Below are 23,333 nucleotides of genomic sequence, written 5' to 3'. Positions count from 1 at the left end.
GTCATCGTTGCTCGCTCGGGCGTACCGAGCGAGCGACGGTGAACTTGCCGTTGCGGCCCATGAGATCGGTTGGACCCACCGCGTCGGCCAGTTCACGCCGGTAGTTCAAGTGTGTGTTGTAGACCGTCCACATCTGTCCGCCCGGTCGCAGCACCCGACCGGCGGCGGCGAACAATTTGCTCGCCGCGCCCGTGTGCACCGCGGCACCCTCGTGGAACGGTGGATTGCAGACCACCAGATCGACCGATTCGGAATCGAAGGTCGACATCGCGTCGTCGGCGATCACCGAAATTCGAGTCCCGTTCGCCGCCGCAGTGGCCGACGCCGATGCGATCGCTGCCGCCGAGCGATCTGTCGCGATCACCTCGAGTTCGGGCCTGGTCCGAGCCAGCTCGGTGGCGAGAATCCCTGTGCCACAACCCAAATCGACGGCGGTGCGAGCCCGCGGCAGCATCTTCGGTATGTACTCGAGCAGAAAACGAGTTCCGATATCGAGGCCGGCCCCCGCGAACACCGCACCGTGCGCCACCACCGTCATGTCCACATCGGCAATCCGCTTGCTCACCGGATACGTCATGCCCGACGCCACCGCCCCGGTTGCGGTGAGCACTCGGGCTTTCTGCCGGCCGCGGCCGGCCGTGACGGTCTCGAACGACTTTCTCAGGACGTCGTTCATCGCGGGGGTCATGTGCTTGTCTCGCCCGCCCGCGAGGACGACGACGTCCGCCGCCGCGTGTGCCGCGATGTGCTCGGCGATCTCGGTGAGTTCGGCAAGACTTCGCGGCAATTGCATCAGTACTGTGCCCACGTCGGTCAGCAGCTCGGTGCCCAAGGCGTGCTGGGTGTAGGAGTCCGACAACGAGACCCGCGCGGCGTTCAGCTCGAGTGCCCGCGCGCCGGTGACGGCGTCCTGATGAACGCGAACCGCGGTGAAACCGAGAGAAACGGCCCCGAGGGTCATGGCTCCGTACCTGTCGCCGATCACCGCGATCGGCATCGTCCTGTCGATTCCGGGGAGTTCGTCGACGGTATCGAGGACGAGGCGGTCCGCGGCGTCGACGGCATGGAGGTTGGGTGCCTCGGCGTCGGGCTCACGGCGGAGGGCGTCGAACAGGGATTCATCGGGCACCCGAGCAGTATCCCACCCTGCACACCCACGACAGCCCGCGCGGCGAGTGGCTATTGCGGCGAATCAGGGGCATGCTCGGGGAATGGAACACAAAGACAAGAACGAGGCACTCTTCAGCCATCCTGACGATGCATCGACCGATGCACACGCCGAAGCTTCGAAGCCTGCCGTCTACACCGCCCTGTTCAGCGGCGCGAACGAATGACGTTCGGAACGTAACGAGCAACTCTCACGACAGGTAGCGCAGGTACTCGAGCGCCTTGGTCGCATGCACGTGACCGCGCTCGCTCCGCACCGTCATCCGCACCACTCGGTGCCGATCGATCACGAATGTCGTCCGCTTCACGGACAGTAATTGCCTCACATATCCGCGACGGCCCGCGTTCGAGTGGCCGCGTTCGAGCTCTCGGAGCCGACGCCGCCGCGTGAACCACCCGCCTCGACGCACTCCGAACTGTTCGGCGACCGCCCCGTCGGGATCGGAGAGAAGCGGAAAGTCGAACGACCTCTGCAGCGCGAAATGATGGTTGCGATCTCGGGTGTCGGTACTGATGCCCACACGTTGTGCGCCGAATCTGTCGAATTCCGTGCCCAAATCCCTGAAGTGACACGCTTCGGCTGTGCAGATGGGGCTGTTGGCCGCCGGATAGAAGAACAGGACGACCGGACCCGACGCCGTCAGGTCGGAAAGCGCACGCAGTTCACCGGAATGGTCCGGCAACTCGAAGTCCGGGGCGGTCTTTCCGATGCGCATGGGGCGAGGTTACCGCTCAGCCCTGTACGAGGGCAGCAGTCAGGCGTTGCCGGAGATCCCGATCGATACCCAGGTGGGTCAGATATCCGCCGAACGAACCCTGGTTCGACTCCATGGTGGCCCATCCGTGCTCCAGATAGGACGCACGAACTCCCAGGATCGCCTCGGTCGGCAGAACGTCGTGGAGTCCGGCCCAGGTCCGGCGGACGTGCGCGAGCAACGGCTCCATCGCATCGTTGCTCCTCAGATAGTCCGCGACGATGTCGTCCTCGTCGACGCCTGCCGCTCGCAACACCGTCGCGACCGTCCACCCCGCGCGGTCCTTACCCGCTGCGCAGTGCACCAGGACACCGCCGCGACGCCCCACGATCTCGTCCACCACCCGCTTGATCGCATGCGACGCACCGTCGAGAGTCGAGAACGACGCATAGGCGCGCATCATGTAGTCCACCTGACTCTGCTCGTCGAGAATCGGTGCCGCCTCGTGTGGGGCTCGCTCGCCCTTCAGATTCTCGTACGGCACGGAGATCGACTCGACGCCGGCGGGAACCCTGTCGACACCGCTTCGCTCGGCCTCCGCATCACCGCGAAAATCGAACACGGTACGGATGCCGAGATCCGCGACAACGCGCTGCCCGACCTCGGTCAACCCGCTCAATTCGGATGCGCGATAGAACAATCCGGGCCGAACCGTCGCCCCGTCCGTGGTACGCACACCGCCGAGATCACGGAAGTTCCAGGCCCCGTCGAGGGCGAATTGATCGTGTACCGGGGCGTCGGGCATGCTTCGACCCTATCGAAGGTGAAGCTACGAGTGCGGTACCAGCCACCGCCGTAGCCGGGCGGTGACGAACGGCATCACCACGTAGACCATCAGCGGCGTGCACATCATCACCACCAGTGCGGTGCGCAGAGCCACGTTCAGGTCCGTCAGGTGCGGAGTGAGAACGATGTTGACGAGCAGACTGACAGCGTAGAAGGCCACGCCGATCGAGATCGCCTGCTTCCACCGCGGCGGCGGTCCACCGATCACCCGAACGGCGTCGGTGAGGTTGGACTGCGGCTCGAACCATCCCTCCACACCGGAGAGTCGATGGGTCGCAACGTCGTCGGCGATGGGACGGCCGGTGGCGAGCCAGGTGCGCCTGGCATCCGAGCGCAGCCAGGCGTCGAGGTCGTCGTGGGTCTCGAATCGGTACACCACGTGATAGTCGCTGGAATCACCGGAACTGCGCAGCCAGCCGCCACCGAGAAATCCGGGAAAGGTTCGGACCAGATCCATCCCGTGATCGGTCCACTCCACGAAGTCTGTTTCGTATCCCTGTCGAACGCGTCGTGCGACCGAGGTCGTGACGTGATCGAGCGTGTCGGTCGTGGTCATGACTACCCCTTCTGCGCGTGTTCGTCGCGGATCGATGTGTTCTACACAGAGTGCGGCCAGATGGACCGACTTTCAAATCGAGAGCCGAATCGAAGATCGATGGCTCATGGCCACGAAAGATGTGACAATTCGTCTACACAGACCCTTTCCGAGCGACCTGGAGTGGACGGATGGCACAGCACCGACCCGAGTACCGTCTCGACGACGTGGACCGACGCATCGTCACCGAGCTCAGCCGCGACGGCCGAATGTCCATGCGCGCCCTGGCCGAGGCCACCCACATCTCGCGGGCGCACGCCTACGTGCGCGTCGACCGCCTCGTCGACGAAGGTGTCATCGAGGGATTCACCGCACGCATCGCCTACGAGAAGGCGGGGTTCGGCGCGTCGGCCTATGTGGCACTGTCCATTCGGCAGGATTCCTGGCGAGCCGTCGCCGACGACCTGAGCACCTTTCCGTTCGTCGAACACGTCAGCCTCATGGGCGGCGACTTCGACGCACTCGTTCTGGTGCGAGCTCCCGACACCTCGGCGCTACGCCATCTGGTACTCGACAAGCTGCAGGGACTCGACGGGATACTGTCGACGCGAACCTGGCTGATCTTCGACGAAGCGATCGGACCGGGCGCGCAGTGGACCGCAGAGACAACGAACGGAAGCAATCCATGACCACGTCCGAGCGAGATCCGAACTCCACCGATGTCATCGTGATCGGCGGCGGAATCGGGGGTGTCTCGCTCGGATACGAACTCGCGAGCGACCGACGCGTCACGCTGCTCGAGCGCGAGAAGACCCTGGCCTTCCACACCACCGGCCGCTCGGCCGCACTGTTCCTGGAGACCTACGGCAACAGCACCATTCGCGCTCTGACGACGGCGAGTCGAGAATTCCTGACGAACCCGCCGGAACACTTCCGATCCGAATTGCTCGCCCCGCGTCCGCTGCTGCAGTTCGCGGCCAGCGGCCGAGGTGACGCGCTGGAGGCAATGTACGCGGACGTCAGCCGACTGACGCCGGACGCCCAACTGGTATCCCCGGCCGACGCGCAGACGCTCTTTCCGCCGCTGCGTCCCGAACTGATCGATTGTGCACTGTACGAACCACATTCGATGGAGGTCGACGTACACGCGTTGCATCAGGGGTTCGTGCGGGGGCTGCGCGATCGAGGTGGTCGAGTGCACACCGGGGCAGGTGTGACGCAACTGCGACGCGTCGACGGACTGTGGCACGTGCACACCACGGACGGGTCGGTCCACACCGCGCCGCTCGTCGTCGACGCGGCAGGCGCGTGGGCGGATGTTCTCGGGGCGATGGCGGGAGCCGATCCCATCGGACTCGTGCCGATGCGTCGGTCGGTGTTCATGGTCGCCGCACCCGACAATCTCGACACCGCGAATCTTGCGACGTTGAGCGACATGGACGAGAAGTTCTACATCAAACCCGAAGGCGCACAACTCTTGTGTTCGCCTGCGGACGAGACGCCCACCGAACCGAGTGATGCGCGCCCGGACGAGCTGGAGATCGCGCGGGCGTTCGACGACATCGCCGAGGCGACCACGCTGACGGGAAGGCATCTGCGCTCGTCCTGGGCGGGTCTGCGCAGTTTCGTTCCCGATCGCACCCCGGTCGTGGGCTTCGATCGAGAAGTCGAAGGTTTCTTCTGGTGCGCCGGTCAGGGCGGATACGGAATCCAGACGTGTGCGGCGCTGGCCAGAGTGGGCGCGTCTCTGATACGGCGGCAACCACTTCCGGTCGATGTGACCGAGCGCGGACTACGGCCGGGCGACGTGGCGCCGCAGCGCTTCGGGTGAGAGGCGCTTCGCGCCACGTGCACGAAAACTCGACCCCTGCTACGAAGTTTCACTCACGTGCGGCGCAGCCGCTCTACCGACGACGCGTCGTAGATCACGCACCGTGGTTCGGTAGATGTCCAGTAGATCGGCGTCCTGTCCACCGTCGACCCGCTCGGCCCAGTCGTCGAAGGCGATGCGCATGACCATGCCGGCACCCTCCACCAGAAGTCGTGCATAGGAACGCGATTCGTGGCCACCGAGCCGTTCGGCCACCGCATCGGTGACGCGGCACAATGTCATCGCGTCGTGGGCGAAGGCCGCGGATCGCAGGTGCGCGTCGGCCCCGATCAGCCGTCGGGTGCGAAGGAGACGATCACGCACCTCGTCCGGTGCGGAGGAAAATCGTTCGACGGATCGCTCGTAGAGTGCTTCGATTCCGGTGATGGTGATGTTTTCCGGTGCCGTGGACGCCAGCCAGGCGTGCAGATCGACGTCCAGCTCGGGGTCGTTTCCGAGGACGGATTCTTCCTTCGACGCGAAACTACGGAAGAACGTACTGGGCGATACCCCTGCCCGACGCGCGATCTCGTCGACCGTCGTCGCTGCGCACCCCTGCTTCTCGAACAGGTCGAGCGCTGCGCAGGAGATCTCGAGCTGGGTGTCTCGGCGACGTCGTTCTCGCAGATCCAACACTCGTTCGGTCATCCTCGTCACTCCTTCGGGTTCTCACCGTCAACTTACCAGTAATATTCAAGTTGACAGTCACTGTCATGGTGACTCAAGCTATCTAGGCGGTCCGTTGTCCGCACCTTGTACCGATACTCGAAAGCGTCCGATGAACTCACCTCAGACCGACCACACATCCGAGTCCGCGCTGGACGACGAACTCGCGCCGGGCAGCAAACTTCTGATCGGCATTCTCGTCATCGCCGCGTTCGTCATGATCCTCAACGAGACGATCATGAGCGTGGCACTCCCGACCCTGATGGTCGACCTCGACATCACGGCGACGACGGCGCAGTGGCTCACCACCGGATTCCTGTTGACGATGGCCGTGGTCATCCCCATCACCGGATTCCTGTTCCAGCGCTTCACGTTGCGCCAGGTATTCGTGGCTGCGATGAGTCTGTTCACCGTCGGCACACTGCTCGCAGCCTCTGCCCCGGGCTTCGAGCTGCTCCTGCTCGGACGCGTCACGCAGGCCAGCGGCACGGCGATCATGTTGCCGCTGTTGATGACGACGGTGCTGACCGTCGTTCCCGCGCACAAGCGCGGCGCAATGATGGGCGTGATCTCCATCGTCATCGCCGTGGCCCCCGCCATCGGTCCGACGATCTCGGGCATCATCCTCGATTCGCTGAACTGGCGTTGGATGTTCTGGCTCGTGCTGCCGATCGCGCTCGTCGCGTTCGCCATCGGGACCACCCTGGTGAAAAACGTGACCCAGACCGGTCGACCGTCGTTCGATCCCCTGTCGGTCGTCCTGTCCGCGTTGGCTTTCGGCGGTATCGTCTACGGCCTGAGCAGCCTGGGACATTCGGCCGAGGAGTCCGTGGTGCCGGTATGGCTGCCACTGGCGGTCGGAGCGATTGCCCTCGTGGTGTTCGTGCTGCGTCAGATCTCGCGTCAGGACCGCGGCGGCGCACTGTTGGACATGCGTCCGTTCCGTACCCCGACCTTCAGCATCGGCCTCGGCATGATCGCAATCTCGATGATGGCCCTGTTCGGCGCTCTGATCCTGCTACCGATGTACCTGCAGAACGTCCGCGGTCTCGACACCCTGGACACCGGACTCATGCTGCTCCCCGGCGGACTGCTGATGGGCCTGCTTGCGCCGTTCGTCGGACGCATCTTCGACCGAATCGGACCGCGCCCGTTGGTCATTCCAGGTGCGATGGTGGTGAGCGCCGCGCTGTGGTCGATGACCGTGCTCGACGCGCAGACCGCACTGCCCTTGGTGATCGGCATCCACATGCTGCTCTCGGCGGGGCTCGCGCTGATCATGACGCCGCTCATGACCTCATCGCTGGGATCGCTTCCGACCCAGCTGTACTCGCACGGTAGCGCCATCTTCAACACGGTGCAGCAGTTGGCAGGCGCTGCCGGGACCGCACTGTTCGTCACCGTCATGTCGAACACCGCGGCAGCCCGAATCTCCGACGGCGCAACTCAGGTGGGAGGTTCGGAGGCAGGCATCCACACCGCCTTCCTCTACGGCGGTGCAGTATCGCTGGTTGCGGTGGTGGCGTCGTTCTTCATCCGCGCCCCGGCACGTAGTGATCTCGACGAGGTCGCTCCCGCACAGCCGGTGCACTGACTCAACCGGATCGAACCATCTTCACAGCCGCAGACACGATCTCGTCTTCCGACAGGAGGACGAGATCTGCTGCTCCGCCGAGTGGCACGAACGAATTCTTGCTCGCCACTCGGCGGACCTTGCCCGCGTAGCCACCCTCGATCAAGGCCGTCACGACGCCTTCTCCCACTCCCCCGTCGTGCCGGGTCTCGTCGGCGACCAACACTCGATCGAAGCCGTCGAGCCGGCGCAGAAGGTCGTCGATCGGCAGCGGAACGATCCACCGCAGGTCGACGATCGTCACGCCGATTCCGTGCTCATGCAACCTCGGCACCGCGCGCCTGCTCATCACCACCCCGTTTCCGAAGGTGACGATGGCCAGATCCATGCCACCGCCATGCGTTGCGACGGTGCCGAATTGGGCCGGGCCTTCGTCGACGCACCGCAGCGCCCCGTCACCGTCGAGCAGGTCGTTGCGGTGATACAACGCGATCGGCTCGAGAAAGACGCATACCCGTCCCTCCTCCACGGCCAGTGCCACACACGTCCGCAGCAGGGCGGCGGCCTCGGCCGCGGAACTCGGAACGGCAACGACGATGCCGGGAATATCACGCAGCACCGCAACCGCGTTGTCGTTGTGAAAGTGCCCACCGAAACCACGCTGATACGCCAGGCCTGCTATGCGCACGACCATCCCGTTGGTGAACTGCGAATCGGAGAAGAACTTGAGCGACGCGGCCTCGCCGCGCAACTGATCCTCCGCATTGTGCAGGTACGCCAGATACTGAATTTCGGGTATCGGAACGAACCCGGCGAGCGCAGTACCGAGGGCGGTGCCGAGCACCGTCTGCTCGTCGAGCAGCGTATCGAAAACCCGTGCTGCGCCGAACTTCTTGCGTAGACCCTTCGTGACACCGTAGACGCCGCCCTTGACGGCCACGTCCTCCCCGAACACGAGGACGTCCGGTCGCGCTGCCATGATCTCGGTGAGGGTCCTGTTGATCATGGCGGCGAGCGTCAGATGCGGCCCACCCTGTGCGGGCCGCAGGCTCTGCTCGGTGGCGGCCACGGCAGCGGGTCGCCGTTCGGTCAGCGGAGCCATCACCTCGTCCGCGGTGGCCAGGCGCGACGACGCCCCGGTCCGCACTGACTCGACCATTACCTCGGCCTCGGCCATGACGGTCTCGCGCATCGCCTCGTAGCGCACTTCGACGTCGGCTGCCGAGAGCACCCCGGCCCCGATCAGCGTACGTGCAGTGGCGAGCAACGGATCTCGAATGTAGTCGCCGACGATGTCTGCATTGGTTCGGTACGCGAGCTCGGCGTCGGATCCGGCGTGGCCCATCAGCCGCACCGTCTCGAGGTGCAGGACCACCGGTCGACGCCGTGTCCGCACGGTAGCAACGGCAGCGTCGACGGTATGCATCAATGCATCAGGATCGTGTCCGTTGGCCCGCACGTACTCGATCGAGGGAAATCTGCCGAGCGACTGCGCTATCCACCCTCGCGGCGATCGGGTACTGATGCCGATCCCGTTGTCCTCGCAGACGAACAATATCGGCATCGGAACGGATTGGTGCGCGCAGTAGGCCGCCGAGTTGAGCGCCCCCACCGTCGTCGAATGGTTGGCCGAGGCGTCGCCGAAGCTGCACACGACAATGGCGTCCTCGGGCCACGGGGTGCGATGCCGCAGAGCCTTCGCCCGGCCGAGTGCAAACGCCAGACCGACTGCGCGCGGTACCTGCGAGCCGATGGTCGATGTCTGTGGAACGATCCCCAGATCCGGATGTCCGAACACCTTGTGGCGGCCGCCGGACATCGGATCGCCAGTCGAGGCGACCAGACTCGCCAGCACATCCCGGATCGGGGTCGCGTCCGAATACTGTTGTGCACGTGCCGCGTAGAAACCACCGGAGCGGTAGTGCAGCAGTGCCGGGTCGGTGACCGTCGTCGCGGCACCGACGGCTGCGTTGGCCTCGTGCCCGGACGAGCCGATGGTGTAGTAGCCGAAGCCAGCTGATTGCAACCAGCGCGCGGCGAAGTCGAGATGCCGGCTCGCGAGTTGCGCGTCGAAGTACCGGAGCAGTCGGTCCGGATCGGCAACGGCCGAATCTCCGTTCCGAGCCGACCGAACCTGCTTCAGGAAGTACTCGTCGATCGCCTCGGCCACACTCGCACCTTTGTCTCCATCGAGCTGTCTGCGTCGAGCCGAGCTGAGGAATCAGCTCAGGGCGATCATATCCATCGGAGTGCTCAGCAACCGGCCGACGAGGGCCAGGAACTGCGAACCTTGCTGGCCGTCGACGAGGCGGTGATCGAACGAGAGCGACAGTGTCGTCACGGACCGCAATGCGATCTCGCCCTCGTGCTCCCACGGAATGCGGCGGATCGAACCGAAGCACAGGATGGCAGCCTCGCCGGGATTGAGAATGGGAGTGCCCGCGTCCACTCCGAACACTCCGACGTTGGTGATCGTGATCGTGCCGTCCGCCAGGTCGGCCGGACTGCTCTTGCCCTCCTTGGCCGTTCGCGTCAGCTCTGCCAGTGCGCGGGCGATGTCCACCAGGGACAGTTCGTGTGCATCCTTGATGTTGGGCACCATCAATCCGCGCGGGGTTGCTGCGGCGATGCCGAGGTTGACGTAGTGCTTGGTGACGATCTCCTGAGCAGCCTCGTCCCAGGAGGAGTTGAGCGAGGGATTCGATTTCAGCGCAACGAGAACCGCTTTGGCGACCAGCGCCAGCGGGGTCAGCCGCACGTCGGCGAAGTGGGCGGAGGACCGTAGCGAGTCCAGCAAAGTCAGGGTGTCGGTGACGTCCACCGTGACGAACTCGGTGACGTGCGGAGCGGTGAATGCACTGCGCACCATTGCATCCGCAGTATGTTTGCGCACCCCCTTGATCGGGGTCCGCTCTTCGCGGCCGACCCGCAGTGGGGTCTGCTCCCCTGCAGTGTCGGCTCCGTGCAGATATGACTCGACATCGTCTCGGGTGACGTCGCCGCGAGCTCCGGTCGGGGGTACCTCGGATAGGTCGACGGCGTTGTCCTTGGCGATCTTTCGCACCGGCGGTGCAGCCAGCGGTCTGCCGTTCTGCCCGGTCGATGCCGCAGAGACCGGAGTGGTCCCCCGGCCGCCGCGTCGACTCGATCCTTCCTTCGCCACGCCGTAACCGACGAGAACCGGAACGCGTTCCTCGCTGTCCTCGACAGGACTCGCGTCGTCCACATCGGTGCCGGTGACGACGACGTCGGGGTCCTCGGTGTCTCCATCGACTCGGATGTCGATGATCGGAACCCCGACCTCGACGGTGTCACCCTCCGACACATGCAGGGCAGCAACGACGCCCGCGAACGGTGACGGAAGTTCGACGGCGGCCTTGGCCGTTTCGACCTCGGCGATGTTCTGGTTCAACTCGATCGTGTCGCCGACCGCGACCAGCCAGGTCAGCAGATCGGCTTCGGTGAGTCCTTCCCCGAGGTCGGGCAACGGAAAGCTCTTGATGGTGGGCATCGTCGAATCCTGTTCGGTACGTATCGGCGGCGGTCGGTGAGCGCGAGGTCAGTGCGAGCGGCAGCGGTCGACTGCGTCGAGAATCCGGTCGACGTCGGGGAGATAGAACTTCTCCAGCTTCGATGCCGGGTACGGAGTACCGAAGCCGCCGACGCGCAGTACCGGTGCCTCGAGGTTGTAGAAGCAGCGTTCGGAGATCCGAGCGGCGATCTCGGAGCCGAGGCCCATGAACACGGGGGCCTCGTGCGTGACGACCAGACGCCCGGTCTTGCGTACCGAGGCCTCGATGGTCTCGAAGTCGATGGGTGAGAGTGAACGAAGATCGATGACCTCGATCGACACCCCCTCGTGGGCAGCGACTTCGGCGGCTTTGCGGGCAGTGGCGACGAGCGGTCCGTACGCGATCAAGGTGAGGTCGGTGCCCTCGGTGACCACCCGCGCCCGATGCAGCGGGTACGACGCGTCGGCATCGAGGTCGATCGGGCTCTTCTCCCAGTACCGACGCTTCGGCTCGAAGAACAGGACCGGATCGTCGCTGGCAATGGCCTGCTGAATCATGGAGTAGCCGTCGGCGGCGTTGCTGCACGTGACGACGCGAAGTCCTGCGGTCTGCGCGAAATAGCCTTCGGGAGACTCCGAGTGATGCTCGACGGCACCGATTCCGCCGCCGTAGGGCACCCGAATCGTCATGGGGATCTTGACGTTTCCACTGGTGCGGTAGTGCAGTTTGGCGACCTGCGAGACGATTTGGTCGAACGCCGGATAGATGAAGCCGTCGAACTGGATCTCGCACACCGGGCGGAATCCCCGCATCGCGAGTCCGACTGCGGTGCCGATGATGCCCGACTCCGCCAGCGGCATGTCGAGTACCCGTCCGGGGCCGAAGTCCTTCTGCAGGCCGTCGGTGATGCGGAAGACGCCGCCGAGCTTGCCGATGTCCTCGCCCATCAGCAGAACCTTCGGATCGTTCTCCATCGCTCGTCGCAGACCTGCGTTGATGGCCTTGCCCAACGGAAGACTGGTGGGCCGTTCCAGGGTGGTCATGACGAAGCTCCTTCGAATCCGGCTTGGTACGAGGCGAACTGGGCTCGCTCGTCGTCCAGGAGGGGGTGGGGGTCGGCGTAGACGTTGTCGAACACCGACATCGCAGCCGGTTCGACGGTCTCGAGGCATCCGCGACGAAGCTCGGCCGCGACGTCATCGGCGGTGCGCTTGACCGAGGCGGCGAATGCGTCGTCGAACACGCCGATTCGCCTCAGTAGCTTCTCGATTCGGTCGATCGGATCCTTGGCGCGCCATTCGTCGTCGGTGGCACCCGAGCGGTATCGCGTCGGATCGTCGGAGGTGGTGTGCGGGCCCATGCGGTAGGTGACGGCCTCGATGAGAGTCGGGCCGCTGCCCTCGCGGGCGCGAGCGAGCGCTGCCCTGGTGACGGCCAGGACGGCGAGAACGTCGTTGCCGTCGACGCGGACCGACGGAATGCCGTAGCCCTCACCGCGGGCGGCGATCGTTGCCTTGGTCTGCACGGTCACCGGCTCGGAGATCGCCCACTGATTGTTCTGGCAGAAGAACACCACCGGTGCGTGAAAACTGGCGGCGAAGCCCAGCGCCTCGGAGATGTCGCCCTGGCTGGTTGCGCCGTCGCCGAAGTAGGTGATGGCCGCGCCCTCGGCTCCCTCGAGCTGCATGCCGATGGCGTACCCGGTGGCGTGCAATCCCTGCGAGCCGACGATGATCGCGGGCGTAGTCATGCGGTACTCGTACGGGTCCCAGCCCGAGAGCGTCGAGCCGCGCCAGAACCGCAGCATCTGGGTGGGGTCTACTCCGCGACAGTAAGCAACGCCGTGCTCGCGGTAGCTGGCGAACACGAAGTCCTCGGTGTCGAGCGCACGAGCGGATCCGACCTGTGCCGCTTCCTGCCCGAGCAGCGGTGCCCACAAGCCCAGTTCGCCCTGCCGCTGTAGCGCGGTCGCCTCGGCGTCGATGCGCCGGACGACCACGAGATCGCGGTACATCTCCATCATCGCGGCCGTGTCGATGTCCGCGACGTGAGGTGAGTAGGTCTCGTTGCGGACCACCGTTCCAGATTCTTTGATCAGCTGTACCAGCGAGGTGGTGTTCATGTTCGTCGCACTCTCCGTCGTGGTGTGATGTCCTTCACAAGAACACCACCGACAGCCAGAGTGCACAAGTGCTGACTTCAGAACTGCGCACGATGCACAATATTGGGTAACGACCGAGCGACAGGAAGTGCGCAATGACCGATCTGGACAAGACCGACGCCCGACTCCTCCTCGCCCTCTGCGCCAAGCCGCGAGCCACCGGCGTCGAACTCGCCACCACCTTGGGCCTGTCCCGCAACACCGTGCAGGCGCGCCTCGGTCGATGGGACGACAAGGGATCGCTCACGCCGATCGATCACCGCATTCCACCGAAATCTCTCGGCCGCCCGCTGCAAGCATTCGTCACAGCTCAGGTCAACCAGCACACCTTGGCTGCGGTCACCGAGCACCTGCGCACCATTCCGGAAGTGCTCGAGGTGTTCGGACTGTCCGGTGCTGCGGACATGCACATTCGCATCGCCGCAGTCGACGCCGACGACCTGTATCGCATCGCAGGCCTCATCCTCGATATCCCCGGCGTCGAGCGCACCAACATGTCCATCGCGATGAGCGAGTTGATCCAGTACCGCACCAAGCCGTTGCTCGAGCAGCTCGCCGAGGAAGGCCGACGCTGAGCAGGCAGACCAGCTCTGCCGAATCGATTCACGCGCCACAGTGCAACATGCACGTTCTCGGCGACGGTGGTTGACCAGCGTGCACGTTCACGGCACTCTTCGACGGACATGTTCCCGGACACCATCCATTTCCGGGTACCGCCGCCTCATCACCGAAAGAGACTGCCTGTGTCCATCGTTGCCGACCGCCCCGCCGTCGTACCCACCCCGAACGATCCCCTGCCGACGGGCGTCTTCGATCGCCCCGACATGCCGCGCGACTCCGCACACGAACGCGTCGTGTTCTGTCAGGATCCCGACACCGGGCTGCGCGCGATCATCGCGGTCCACTCCACTGCGTTGGGACCCGCTCTCGGCGGAACTCGTTTCTACCCCTACGCATCCGAGCAGGATGCGTTGACCGATGTACTACGGCTCTCCCGGGGAATGACCTACAAGGCGGCCGTCGCGGGAGTCGATCTCGGCGGCGGTAAAGCGGTGATCATCGGCAACCCGAACGCCATCAAGACCCCGACTCTGCTGGGCGCGTACGGCCGGTTCGTCGATTCGCTCGGCGGAACGTACGTGACGGCAGGCGATGTGGGCACCAACAGCGACGATCTCGACATCATCGCCGAGGAGACGGCGCACGTCGTCGGCAAGAACACCACCGCAGGCGGCACCGGCGACAGCGGCCCTCAAACCGCGCTCGGAGTCTTTCTCTCTCTTCTGGCCGCAGCCGAATCGACCTGGGGCTCGGACGATCTGACCGGAAAGCGCATCGGCGTCGAAGGTGCAGGCAAAGTGGGCTACAACCTCGTCGCCCTGCTTCGCGATGCCGGTGCCGAGGTGATCGTCAGCGACTCCTACGCGCCCGCCCTCGATCGCATCGTTGCCGACTTCCCCGGTGTCACCGTCGGATCCGACATAATCGGTGCCGACATCGACGTCTACGCCCCGTGCGCCATGGGTGCCACTCTCGACGCGTCCTCGGTGGCCCGGTTGTCGGCGTCCATCGTGTGCGGCGCAGCGAACAACCAACTCCTCACACCCGATGTCGAAGCCATGCTGGCTGCGCGCGGAATCGTCTGGGTACCCGACTACGTCGCCAACGCCGGTGGCCTGATCCAGGTGGAAGGCGAACTGCGCGGCAAGGATTCGGCGGAGGTGATGGCCACGATCGGCAAGATCCGCGATACCGTCGCCGGCATCTTCGCCATCGCCCGCACCGAGGGCATCCTGCTGGGAGCCGCGGCAGATCGTCTGGCCGAGAATCGAATCGCCGCCGCGCGGAACTGACCAGCGGCCTGCACACGACGCTCCACTCCCTGTCGTAAATCGGCGATACCCGCGCCACAGGCCGCGGAGTGGAGCGCCATGTGCACCCTCACCGAAGCGCGATGTACTTGGTCTCGAGGTATTCCTCGATGCCCTCCGACCCGCCCTCGCGTCCGAAGCCCGATTCCTTGACACCACCGAACGGGGCGGCGGCGTCGGAGATCGCACCGCGATTGACCCCGACCATGCCGGTGTCCAGTGCCGCCGACACCCGAAGGGCGCGGTCGAGGCTCTCAGTGTAGAAATACGCCACCAACCCGTACCTGGTGTCGTTGGCTGCGGCCACGGCCTCGTCCTCGGTATCGAATCCGACGATCGCTGCGACCGGGCCGAAGATCTCGTCCTGCAACAGATTCGCGTCGCCCGGGATGCTGTCGAGAACCGTCGGCGCGTAGAAGAATCCGGGCCCCTCGGGCGCGGCTCCGCCGGTGCGCACCCGTGCGCCTTTCGCGACGGCGTCGTCGACGAGGGCGGTGACCGTTCGACGCTGCTTGTCGTTGATGAGCGGCCCGATGTCGGTCCCCTCCCGATCACCAGGACCGACCGTCAATGCCTCGATCCGCGCCGTCAACTTCGCGGTGAATTCCTCACGCACGGAGTTCGCGACGTACAGGCGGTTCGCTGCCGTGCACGCCTCGCCGCCGTTGCGCATCTTGGCCAGCATCGCTCCGTCGACAGCGGCGTCGATGTCTGCGTCGTCGAACACGATGAACGGAGCGTTGCCACCGAGTTCCATCGACGTCCGCAGCAGCCTGTCGGCAGCGTTGCGCACCAACAGTTTTCCTACTCCGGTCGAACCGGTGAACGTGATCTTCCGCAGCCTCGGATCGTCCATCAACGGTCCGGTGACGGAGGCGGCGTCGGAGGTGGGAAGTATCGACAGCACACCGCTCGGCAACCCGGCGTCGGCGAACACCTGTCCGAGCAGAAGCATCGTCAGCGGGGTGTCCTCGGCCGGTTTGACGATGACGGTGCAGCCCGCGGCCAGTGCCGGCCCGATCTTGCGTGTGCCCATGGCCAACGGAAAGTTCCACGGGGTGATCGCCAGTACCGGGCCGACCGGCGACTTGGTGACCAGGATCGAGCCGTTACCCGCAGGCGCGGGGGTGAACCGGCCACCGATCCGAACGGCTTCCTCACTGAACCAGCGCAGGAATTCGCTACCGTACTTCACCTCACCGTGGCTCTCCGCCAACGACTTTCCCATTTCGAGCGTCATCAGCAGAGCGAAGTCGGCAGCACGCTCCTGCAGCAGGTCGAAGGCGCGCCGCAGAATCTCGGCTCGCTCACGAGCGGGCGTCGCCGCCCACCCCGGCTGCGCCTCGGCGGCAAGGTCGAGCGCGGCGATGCCGTCGGCCGCGGTGGCGTCGGCGACTGTGGTCAGCTCGTCGCCGGTCGCCGGGTTCAGCACGGCGAATCGTGCGCCCGACGCAGAAGGCGATTGCACACCACCGAGCCAGAGATCGGTGGGCAGCGAGGAGATCAGATCGTAAGCATCCATCAGTTCCCCTGCGCCACAGTGCGAAGCGAGTCTTCGAGCACGGTCAAAGCATCATCGAGCAACTCGTCGGAGATCACCAGGGGCGGCAGCAACCGGATGACGTTGCCGTAGGTGCCGCACGTCAGCACGATCACTCCGGCCTCGAGTGCCGCCGCCGCAACGGCTTTGGTGGCCTCCGGGTTGGGCTCACGCCCACCCGGTAGCACGAGCTCGAGCGCAAGCATGGCTCCGCGGCCACGCACCTCACCGATGATGCCGAACTCGGCACTCAACGCATTCAGTCGCTCGAACACGATGCGTTCGATGTCGCGCGCTCGGGCATTGAGACCGAGTGTCTCCATCTGCTCGATGGACGCCAGGGCCGCGGCGCAGGCGACAGGGTTGCCGCCGTACGTGCCACCGAGCCCACCGGGGTGCACGGCATCGATCAGGTCGGCACGGCCGGTGACCGCGGCCAGCGGCATTCCGCCCGCAATGCCCTTCGCCATCGTGATCAGATCAGGTACGACGCCCTCGTGCTCGCTGGCGAACCAGGCCCCGGTCCGAGTGAAGCCGGACTGCACCTCGTCGGCGATGAAGACGACGCCGTTCTCACGTGCCCAATCCGCCAGTGCAGGCAGGAATCCTTCTGCGGGCACGATGAAGCCGCCCTCACCCTGAATCGGCTCGATCAGGATGGCCGCGAGATTGCCTGCACCGATTTGCTTGTCGATGACGGAGATCGCTCGCGCCGCAGCCTGGGCACCGGTCACCGCGGAACCGTCGACGTTCAGACCTTCGCGGAACGGGTACGACATCGGCGCTCGATAGACCTCGGGAGCGAACGGCCCGAATCCGCTCTTGTACGGCATCGACTTCGACGTCAGTGCCATCGTCAGGTTGGTGCGGCCGTGGTACGCGTGGTCGAACACGACGACAGCGGACCGCCCGGTCGCGTGACGTGCGATCTTCACGGCGTTCTCGACGGCCTCGGCACCACTGTTGAACAGGACGCTGCGCTTGTCGTGATCGCCCGGGGTCAACGCGGCCAGCTTCTCGGCGACCTCGATGTAGCCCTCGTACGGCGCGACCATGAAGCACGTGTGGGTGAAGTGTGCGACCTGATCCTGCACGGCGGCAACAACTGCCGGGTTCGAGGCACCGACGGTGGTCACGGCGATTCCGGCCCCGAGGTCGATCAGCGAGTTCCCGTCGACATCGACCACGACGCCACCGTCCGCGTCGGCCACGTACACCGGCAGCGTCGAGGCAACGCCTGCACCGACGACGGCCTTGCGCCGCTGCGCCAACGCCGCCGACTTCGGCCCGGGGAAGGCGGTGACGATCTTGCGCTCCTGCGGAAGTCGGTACTCGATCGAGGCCATGGGTCGCACCTTTCGTGTGGGCTTGTCGTGCAAGTATGCGACTCGACGAGCACGACGGCCGGACGCCATTTCGTACACCTCGACGGCACATTGCACTCCATTTCGGCAGTTCTGCCGCTACAGTTCGATCGGTGAGCGTGCAGATGTCCTGGCTGTTGAGGCAGCAACACCTTCGCCTGAGTCACCGCGGCGGACCGGAGCGCAGCGCTGCGCCCATCACCTTCGCGCAGGCGACCGAACTCATCGATCCCAGTCCGTGGCTGTCGGGCGGTGAACTGATTCTCACGACCGGACTCGGCTTCGACGCCGACGGCCCGGCCCTCGGTACCTACGTCCGGACCTTGGCGGCCGCGGGTGTCGCCTGTCTCGGATTCGGAGTCGGGTTGTCCCACAGCACTATTCCCCGTCACATTCTCGACACCGCCGAGGATGTCGGGCTTCCTGTCGTGGAGGTTCCCTACGACATCCCGTTCGCCGCCGTCATCAGAGCGGTCATGAAACGCATAGCCGAGCAGGAATACGAGCAGGTTCTGCGTGCGGCGTCGGTCCAGACCCGCATCACGAGGGCAGCACTGCACGGCGGCGTCGACGCGATCGTTCGCGAACTGGCCGTCGCCACGTCCACATCGGTGGCGCTGATCGGCAATCGCACCGAATCGTTCCATCCCGCCGCCGCAGCCGATCTCGTAGAGCGCGCCCGCGACGTCGCCCGCAGCATTCGCCCGTCGTCGTCACCGGCCACGGTGTCGGTCAGCGAACCGGGGTGCACCGTCACTCTGCATTCGGTCGCCATCTCCGGCGGGGCGTCGAGCTTTCTCGCGATTCGCACCGCTGGCCCGGTGACGGGCGTCGAGCAGATCCTGCTCGGGCACGCGGTGTCTCTGGTGACCCTCGAACTCGAGAAGCCCACGCGGCTGCGCGCCGAGCAGTCGCGACTCAACACGCTCGCGCTCGGATTGTTGCTGGACGGCCATCTGCCCTCCCCCGACGGCACCGCGCTACCGAGCTATCTCGTCGACGCCGCCGACGACGACTCTCGCATCAGGGTCGCCGTTGTCCGCGGACCGTCCGAGCGCATCGTCGAGGCGATCGATGCCGAGTGCCGAGCCAGGGCGCGGCCCACGTTCACTCGGCAGACCGACACCGGTGTGGTGGTGTTGTTCCGCGGTAGCGACGACTCCGATGTCGTTGCCCGACTGTTCGATTCACTGCCGAGGTCGGTGCGCGTCGGCCTCAGTTCCAGCCTCCCCATCACCGAGACTCCCGTCGCTCTGAAGCAGGCTTCGCTCGCGTGCGCAGCGGCCGGCTCTGGCGATCGGATCGTCGAATTCACCGGATCGATGCTGTTGGCCTCCGAGCCGGTACAGGAATCGTTGCGTGCCATGGCCGCCGTGACCATTGCAGTGCTGTCCGAGTACGACCGCACCCACACCGCCGATCTGGTGGGATCGCTTCGGGCTTTTCTCGAAGCGAACGGGCATTGGGAGACCGCTGCGGCGACTCTGTCCGTTCATCGCCACACGCTGCGAAACCGGATCACCCGATGCGAAGAGTTACTGTCGGTCGATCTGACGTCGGCGCGGGTGCGGGCGGAATTGTTGCTTTCACTGCTTGCCGCGACATCGTGAACATCGGCAATCGTGTCAGTATTTCTCGATGAGCACGCCGCAGCCCCACATTGCCGTCGCCACTGCGAAATCGGTTCGACTCGGAGTACTGCTGGCGGCAGTCGGTGGATTCCTCGACGCGTACACCTACATCACCCGCGGCGGCGTGTTCGCCGGCGCGCAGACCGGCAACGTCGTGCTGCTCGGCGTCGATGTCGCCGCCGGCCGGTGGGTCGAAGCGCTCGCGTTCCTACCGCCGTTGGCGGCCTTCGTCCTGGGGGTCGCGACCGCAGAATTCATCGCGCTGCCCGCGGTTGCGAGGATCGTCCGACGACCGGTGCGGGCGGTGCTGGTGTTCGAGATCCTCGTGGTCCTCGTCGTCGGATTGCTGCCGGCCACCGTCCCCGATGCAGTGGTCTCGGTGATCCTCGCTCACGTTGCCGGCGTGCAGGTGACCACCTTTCGTGTGCTGGTCGATTCGCCGTTCAACACCACGATGACGACCGGCAATCTCCGCAGCATGGCGATGGCGGCTTTCCATCGGGTGGTCGAACACGATCTCGAGGCCGGCATCCGCGCCCGACGGTTCGGCGCGGTGATCTCCGGATTCTTCGGCGGGGCGCTGCTCGGCGCAGTCGCGGTCGAGCTGTTCGGGCTACGGGCGATCTGGGTCGCAGCCGTGATGCTGACCGCCGCTCTGGCACTGTTCGTGTTCGACGAGCGAACACCCAGGTCGTTGTCTCCGAAAGGTCAGTCGCCCAACCGAAGCGGAGCAATCGACTCGAACACATCACCCGGTCCCGGATTGCCGTCTGCCGACGAACCGCCCAAGTGATGCACGACGCCCCACACCGCGTTGAGTGCGGTGTGAATGGCTCCCTCGGCCCACCCTGCCGTCCACGAGATGTCGTCGCCGGCGAGAAAGATCCCCCGGTGTCGAGGTTCGAGATCGTGCTGCACGAAATGGGTGAACAGTCTTTCCTGGTATCGATAGTGGCCCGGCAGATTCGCCTTGAATGCGCCCATGAAATCGCGTTCGGTTTCCCAGGACAGAGTCACCGGCGTGGAAATGATGTGACTGCGGAAGTCGACACCGGGATAGATCTCCTCCAGCGATCGCAGCATGATGTTCATCCGCTCGGTCGGATCCAGGGCCAGCAGCTTGAGCGAGTCGTCGGACCACGTGTAGGACAGGCAGATCAGCCCGGGCTTGCCCTCACCCTGGTCGAGTAGGTACGTGCCGCGACTCATTCGATCGGTCAGCGTCATGCTCACCAGATCGCGGCCGGTGACCGGATCCTTGTCCTTCCAGAACGGCCGATCGACAAGTGCGAACACCTTGGTCGACCCCATGTAGTGGGTGCGTTCGATGGCGGTCCAGTGGTCGATGGGGAACAGGTCGTCGTCGCATCTGATGTTGCTGAGCAACATCCAGCTCTGGGCGGTCACGACGGCGGCGGCGTAGGTGCGGATGTTGCCGCGATCGTCGTGGATCGTGGTGCCGCCGTCGGTGCGTCTGATCTCGGTGACGCGCGACATCGTGGTGCCGCCGTTCAGTGACGCGACCGATGTGCCTGCGGGCCAGTGCGCCATGCTCGCCGGCGAGTCGGTCCACAACCGCATCGGGAGTTGCTGTGAGCCGCCGACGATTCCGCGATGGTGATCGTCCGCTGCCGTGATGACGACGCGAAGGATCTCGAGGATCGAGTTGGGATAGTCGGTGTCCCATCCGCCCGTTCCGAAACCGACCTGGCCGAACAGCTCTCGCATCCGAAACGACGAGAAGTGCTCGGACGCAGCCAGAAAGCCGTAGAAGGTCTGATCGTCGAACTTCACGATCAGCTCGTTCCAGATCCGCTTGATCTCGGCCACGTCTCGCCTGCGGATGGCACGCTGCAGCGGAATCAACTCGGCGTGTTCCTCGAGCGTCCTGTTCCACGCGTCGGCGACCTCGGCGAAGATCGGCGGGAGATCGTCGAGCTTGCGTGCGTAGTGGCTCTCGCCCTTGAGGTCGATCACCGTACTGGGGGTCACCTCGGCCAGCGGGTTCGGAAACGGTGTCGTCTCGAGCCCGACGGCGTCGAGGTAGTGGAACAGCGCGGTCGACGACGGCGGAAAACGCATCGCGCCCATCTCTGCCACCACACCGGGATGCCCGTCGAACGGTACCGAGCGCATCCGGCCGCCGATCCGATCCGATTCGTACACAACGGGTTCCATGCCGAGCTTCAGCAATTCATGGGCGACGACCATACCGGCGAGTCCGCCGCCGATCACGGCGACCCGGGTACCGAGGGCCGCGTCGGGAATGCTCCCCAGGCCGGCCGGATGCGCGAGGTAATCGTCGTACGCGAACGGGAAGTCCGGGCCGAACATCGTGAGCGGCTGGTCGTCCTCGGATGCGATTGCGCTGTCCGGGGTGACGGGTGTGGTCATCGGTCGGTCTCCTGCTCGGCCCGTGAGGGTCCTGTCGGGTAGAGGTCGGTACGGCGATCGGCCAGATGGGTGTTGACCGCACGCGATCGAGCGAGCTCGGCCGGATCCAGCTCGAAGGTCAGCAGTTCTTCGTGTTCACCGGCTCGCGCGAGGTCGTTGCCAGCCGGCCCGACGGCACAGGTCAGCCCGCAATACCTCAGGCTCGCCTCGGTGCCGCAGCGATTGACGTAGGTGATGAACAGTTGGCTCTCGTACGCCCGCGTGGGAACGACGTGAGTGGCGATGATCTCGAATGGGGTCATCAGACCGGTGGGAACGATCAACCACTCGGTGCCGGCATCGGCGTGCGCGCGAACGGCTTCGGGAAATTCGACGTCGTAGCAGGTGAGTACACCGCACCGCAGCCCGCCGAAGTCGAACTGCACCAGCAGGTCCGGCCCCGGGGTGAAGTGAGTGCGATCGAGGGCCCCGAACAGGTGCGTCTTGCGATAACGCGCGACCGATCGTCCGGATGCGTCGACCACCTGCACCGCGTTGAACACAGGCTCGCCCCCGTGATTCGAATGACCGAGTTCGGGGTATCCGTACACGATCGCGACACCGTGTGTTCGCGCGATCGAGGCGATGCGCTCGAAGATCGAACCGTCGAACGTTTCGGCTCGTTCGCGCACGAGATCCCCGATGTCGTAGCCGCTCACCGACATTTCCGGGGTCACCAGCATCGACGCCCCTGCTTCGGCTGCGCTGCGCGCCGCGGCATCGATCGCCGACAGGTTGGCCTCGACGTCGGCGGAGAACTCCGGCCCTTGGAACAGCGACACGATGACCGTCATGAGAGAAACTCCGGTTTCCTGTTGTGCAACTCTTCGGGCAGCGCGGGCGCCAGCACCCACAGGACCCGGGCACCACCACTGCTGTCGCTGCGAAAACTGTGCGGGCGTCGCGGCGAGAACGTGAACGCATCGCCCGGTCCGAGCAGCACGTCGTCGCCGCCGAAGGCACCGCCTGGATCTTCCTCGAAGGTCACTCGAACCTCGCCGGACAGCACGTGTACGAACGTGACGTCCAACGGCAGGGTGTACGCCTCCGCGCCACTGCCGCCACCTTCCTCGATCTCCCCCAGCAGTACCTGGACCCGCCGCTCCCCGACCGGGGTCAACAGATACTCCGTCATCGCCGTTCCCCCGAACATGATGCGCGGCAACGATTGCGCGCGCACCACTTCACCGGCGGGGGCGTCGTCGAACAGGGAGCCGACCGGAACGTCGAGCGCAGCACAGACCCGAACCAACGACGCGACCGATGCGTTCACCTGATCGCGCTCGAGCTTGGACAGGTACCCCTTGGTCACCCCGCAGGTATCGGCGAGGGCGTCGAGAGTCAGCCGCTTCTTCATGCGTGCTTCCTTCAGTCGCGCGCCGATACGTGGCGCGTCGTTCTCGACCGAAGCAGCAATCGACACCGTCATCGCCTCTCAGGAAACTCGTGTTGACAAGATCGTGCATCAG

General features: G+C 65.1%; 21 protein-coding genes. 7 read left to right on the top strand and 14 right to left on the bottom strand.

What is annotated here, in order from left to right; genetic code table 11:
* Position 1: 1 nt before the first annotated feature.
* The 4 genes from R4P47_RS02325 to R4P47_RS02310 form a co-directional block, all read right to left on the bottom strand.
* Positions 2-1,129 carry a class I SAM-dependent methyltransferase gene (locus R4P47_RS02325; RefSeq protein WP_269594333.1) on the bottom strand — a complete coding sequence of 376 codons (1,128 nt, stop codon included), beginning with the start codon at positions 1,127-1,129 and terminating at the stop codon, positions 2-4.
* Between the two features lie 229 nt (positions 1,130-1,358).
* The gene (locus R4P47_RS02320) at positions 1,359-1,883 is read right to left on the bottom strand and encodes a peroxiredoxin (RefSeq protein WP_068051633.1); all 525 of its coding nucleotides are present in this window, start codon (positions 1,881-1,883) and stop codon (positions 1,359-1,361) included.
* A gap of 16 nt (positions 1,884-1,899) precedes the next feature.
* Positions 1,900-2,667 carry a tyrosine-protein phosphatase gene (locus R4P47_RS02315; RefSeq protein WP_269594331.1) on the bottom strand — a complete coding sequence of 256 codons (768 nt, stop codon included), beginning with the start codon at positions 2,665-2,667 and terminating at the stop codon, positions 1,900-1,902.
* A gap of 24 nt (positions 2,668-2,691) precedes the next feature.
* The gene (locus R4P47_RS02310; RefSeq protein ID WP_149405297.1) at positions 2,692-3,264 is read right to left on the bottom strand and encodes an antibiotic biosynthesis monooxygenase; all 573 of its coding nucleotides are present in this window, start codon (positions 3,262-3,264) and stop codon (positions 2,692-2,694) included.
* A 170-nt stretch (positions 3,265-3,434) separates the two neighbouring features.
* Between R4P47_RS02310 and R4P47_RS02305 the strand changes: the two genes are divergently transcribed.
* A complete protein-coding gene (locus tag R4P47_RS02305; protein WP_094686552.1) occupies positions 3,435-3,932 on the top strand; it encodes an Lrp/AsnC family transcriptional regulator in 498 nt (165 codons plus the stop codon).
* The gene (locus R4P47_RS02300; protein ID WP_317547473.1) at positions 3,929-5,074 is read left to right on the top strand and encodes an FAD-binding oxidoreductase; all 1,146 of its coding nucleotides are present in this window, start codon (positions 3,929-3,931) and stop codon (positions 5,072-5,074) included. Before R4P47_RS02305 ends, R4P47_RS02300 begins: the two co-directional genes overlap by 4 nt.
* A gap of 39 nt (positions 5,075-5,113) precedes the next feature.
* Here R4P47_RS02300 and R4P47_RS02295 read toward each other — a convergent pair whose 3' ends face one another.
* Positions 5,114-5,761: a TetR/AcrR family transcriptional regulator gene (locus tag R4P47_RS02295; RefSeq protein ID WP_262498277.1), complete on the bottom strand. Its 648-nt coding sequence runs from the start codon at positions 5,759-5,761 to the stop codon at positions 5,114-5,116.
* Between the two features lie 130 nt (positions 5,762-5,891).
* On the opposite strand from R4P47_RS02295, the gene R4P47_RS02290 reads away from it, so the two are divergent.
* On the top strand, positions 5,892-7,373 hold the full coding sequence (locus tag R4P47_RS02290; RefSeq protein WP_317547475.1) for an MDR family MFS transporter: 1,482 nt from the start codon (positions 5,892-5,894) through the stop codon (positions 7,371-7,373).
* Position 7,374: 1 nt separating this feature from the next.
* On the opposite strand, the gene R4P47_RS02285 is transcribed toward R4P47_RS02290, so the two are convergent.
* From R4P47_RS02285 to pdhA, 4 genes are read right to left on the bottom strand one after another with little or no spacing between them, the layout of a single operon-like run.
* Positions 7,375-9,522 (bottom strand): thiamine pyrophosphate-dependent enzyme, encoded by a 2,148-nt coding sequence (locus R4P47_RS02285; protein WP_317547476.1) that lies wholly within the window; start codon positions 9,520-9,522, stop codon positions 7,375-7,377.
* 51 nt (positions 9,523-9,573) lie between these two features.
* Positions 9,574-10,863 carry a dihydrolipoamide acetyltransferase family protein gene (locus R4P47_RS02280; RefSeq protein WP_317547477.1) on the bottom strand — a complete coding sequence of 430 codons (1,290 nt, stop codon included), beginning with the start codon at positions 10,861-10,863 and terminating at the stop codon, positions 9,574-9,576.
* A 48-nt stretch (positions 10,864-10,911) separates the two neighbouring features.
* Positions 10,912-11,907 (bottom strand): alpha-ketoacid dehydrogenase subunit beta, encoded by a 996-nt coding sequence (locus tag R4P47_RS02275; protein WP_300523801.1) that lies wholly within the window; start codon positions 11,905-11,907, stop codon positions 10,912-10,914.
* A complete protein-coding gene (pdhA, locus tag R4P47_RS02270) occupies positions 11,904-12,986 on the bottom strand; it encodes a pyruvate dehydrogenase (acetyl-transferring) E1 component subunit alpha (RefSeq protein WP_317547478.1) in 1,083 nt (360 codons plus the stop codon). The genes R4P47_RS02275 and pdhA overlap by 4 nt, the downstream gene beginning before the upstream one ends.
* A 134-nt stretch (positions 12,987-13,120) precedes the next feature.
* On the opposite strand from pdhA, the gene R4P47_RS02265 reads away from it, so the two are divergent.
* On the top strand, positions 13,121-13,600 hold the full coding sequence (locus R4P47_RS02265; protein WP_149405290.1) for an Lrp/AsnC family transcriptional regulator: 480 nt from the start codon (positions 13,121-13,123) through the stop codon (positions 13,598-13,600).
* A gap of 249 nt (positions 13,601-13,849) precedes the next feature.
* Complete coding sequence (locus R4P47_RS02260) at positions 13,850-14,878, top strand: Glu/Leu/Phe/Val family dehydrogenase (protein ID WP_317547797.1); 1,029 nt, start codon at positions 13,850-13,852, stop codon at positions 14,876-14,878.
* Between the two features lie 88 nt (positions 14,879-14,966).
* On the opposite strand, the gene R4P47_RS02255 is transcribed toward R4P47_RS02260, so the two are convergent.
* Both R4P47_RS02255 and gabT read right to left on the bottom strand, forming a co-directional pair.
* Positions 14,967-16,418, bottom strand: a complete 1,452-nt coding sequence (locus R4P47_RS02255) for an NAD-dependent succinate-semialdehyde dehydrogenase (protein ID WP_317547479.1) — start codon at positions 16,416-16,418, stop codon at positions 14,967-14,969.
* Positions 16,418-17,782 (bottom strand): 4-aminobutyrate--2-oxoglutarate transaminase, encoded by a 1,365-nt coding sequence (gene gabT / locus R4P47_RS02250; protein WP_317547480.1) that lies wholly within the window; start codon positions 17,780-17,782, stop codon positions 16,418-16,420. Before gabT ends, R4P47_RS02255 begins: the two co-directional genes overlap by 1 nt.
* 131 nt (positions 17,783-17,913) lie before the next feature.
* Between gabT and R4P47_RS02245 the strand changes: the two genes are divergently transcribed.
* Both R4P47_RS02245 and R4P47_RS02240 read left to right on the top strand, forming a co-directional pair.
* Complete coding sequence (locus R4P47_RS02245) at positions 17,914-19,410, top strand: PucR family transcriptional regulator (RefSeq protein ID WP_317547482.1); 1,497 nt, start codon at positions 17,914-17,916, stop codon at positions 19,408-19,410.
* A gap of 28 nt (positions 19,411-19,438) precedes the next feature.
* Positions 19,439-20,224, top strand: a complete 786-nt coding sequence (locus R4P47_RS02240; protein ID WP_317547483.1) for a YoaK family protein — start codon at positions 19,439-19,441, stop codon at positions 20,222-20,224.
* Here R4P47_RS02240 and R4P47_RS02235 read toward each other — a convergent pair.
* Genes R4P47_RS02235 through R4P47_RS02225 form a run of 3 tightly spaced genes read right to left on the bottom strand, consistent with a single transcriptional unit; the run spans position 20,140 to position 23,293 of the window.
* Positions 20,140-21,825, bottom strand: coding sequence for a flavin monoamine oxidase family protein (locus R4P47_RS02235; protein ID WP_300525160.1), 1,686 nt, complete (start codon positions 21,823-21,825; stop codon positions 20,140-20,142). The two genes, R4P47_RS02240 and R4P47_RS02235, sit on opposite strands and share 85 nt — an antisense overlap.
* The gene (locus R4P47_RS02230) at positions 21,822-22,658 is read right to left on the bottom strand and encodes a carbon-nitrogen hydrolase family protein (protein ID WP_149405283.1); all 837 of its coding nucleotides are present in this window, start codon (positions 22,656-22,658) and stop codon (positions 21,822-21,824) included. Before R4P47_RS02230 ends, R4P47_RS02235 begins: the two co-directional genes overlap by 4 nt.
* The gene (locus R4P47_RS02225) at positions 22,655-23,293 is read right to left on the bottom strand and encodes a helix-turn-helix domain-containing protein (RefSeq protein WP_149405282.1); all 639 of its coding nucleotides are present in this window, start codon (positions 23,291-23,293) and stop codon (positions 22,655-22,657) included. Before R4P47_RS02225 ends, R4P47_RS02230 begins: the two co-directional genes overlap by 4 nt.
* Positions 23,294-23,333: the final 40 nt, after the last annotated feature.

The organism is Rhodococcus sp. IEGM 1370 (assembly GCF_033142325.1).
Classification (GTDB): Bacteria; Actinomycetota; Actinomycetes; order Mycobacteriales; family Mycobacteriaceae; genus Rhodococcoides.
This window is presented reverse-complemented; position numbering and strand designations above follow the sequence as displayed.

Bases quoted from the DNA above. Each gene is read 5' to 3' on its own strand.
- R4P47_RS02320 (WP_068051633.1), bottom strand. From the start codon at position 1,883: ATGCGCATCGGAAAGACCGCCCCGGACTTCGAGTTGCCGGACCATTCC.
- R4P47_RS02315 (WP_269594331.1), bottom strand. From the start codon at position 2,667: ATGCCCGACGCCCCGGTACACGATCAATTCGCCCTCGACGGGGCCTGG.
- R4P47_RS02310 (WP_149405297.1), bottom strand. From the start codon at position 3,264: ATGACCACGACCGACACGCTCGATCACGTCACGACCTCGGTCGCACGA.
- R4P47_RS02305 (WP_094686552.1), top strand. From the start codon at position 3,435: ATGGCACAGCACCGACCCGAGTACCGTCTCGACGACGTGGACCGACGC.
- R4P47_RS02300 (WP_317547473.1), top strand. From the start codon at position 3,929: ATGACCACGTCCGAGCGAGATCCGAACTCCACCGATGTCATCGTGATC.
- R4P47_RS02295 (WP_262498277.1), bottom strand. From the start codon at position 5,761: ATGACCGAACGAGTGTTGGATCTGCGAGAACGACGTCGCCGAGACACC.
- R4P47_RS02290 (WP_317547475.1), top strand. From the start codon at position 5,892: ATGAACTCACCTCAGACCGACCACACATCCGAGTCCGCGCTGGACGAC.
- R4P47_RS02280 (WP_317547477.1), bottom strand. From the start codon at position 10,863: ATGCCCACCATCAAGAGCTTTCCGTTGCCCGACCTCGGGGAAGGACTC.
- R4P47_RS02275 (WP_300523801.1), bottom strand. From the start codon at position 11,907: ATGACCACCCTGGAACGGCCCACCAGTCTTCCGTTGGGCAAGGCCATC.
- pdhA (WP_317547478.1), bottom strand. From the start codon at position 12,986: ATGAACACCACCTCGCTGGTACAGCTGATCAAAGAATCTGGAACGGTG.
- R4P47_RS02265 (WP_149405290.1), top strand. From the start codon at position 13,121: ATGACCGATCTGGACAAGACCGACGCCCGACTCCTCCTCGCCCTCTGC.
- R4P47_RS02260 (WP_317547797.1), top strand. From the start codon at position 13,850: ATGCCGCGCGACTCCGCACACGAACGCGTCGTGTTCTGTCAGGATCCC.
- R4P47_RS02255 (WP_317547479.1), bottom strand. From the start codon at position 16,418: ATGGATGCTTACGATCTGATCTCCTCGCTGCCCACCGATCTCTGGCTC.
- gabT (WP_317547480.1), bottom strand. From the start codon at position 17,782: ATGGCCTCGATCGAGTACCGACTTCCGCAGGAGCGCAAGATCGTCACC.
- R4P47_RS02240 (WP_317547483.1), top strand. From the start codon at position 19,439: ATGAGCACGCCGCAGCCCCACATTGCCGTCGCCACTGCGAAATCGGTT.
- R4P47_RS02235 (WP_300525160.1), bottom strand. From the start codon at position 21,825: ATGACCACACCCGTCACCCCGGACAGCGCAATCGCATCCGAGGACGAC.
- R4P47_RS02230 (WP_149405283.1), bottom strand. From the start codon at position 22,658: ATGACGGTCATCGTGTCGCTGTTCCAAGGGCCGGAGTTCTCCGCCGAC.
- R4P47_RS02225 (WP_149405282.1), bottom strand. From the start codon at position 23,293: ATGACGGTGTCGATTGCTGCTTCGGTCGAGAACGACGCGCCACGTATC.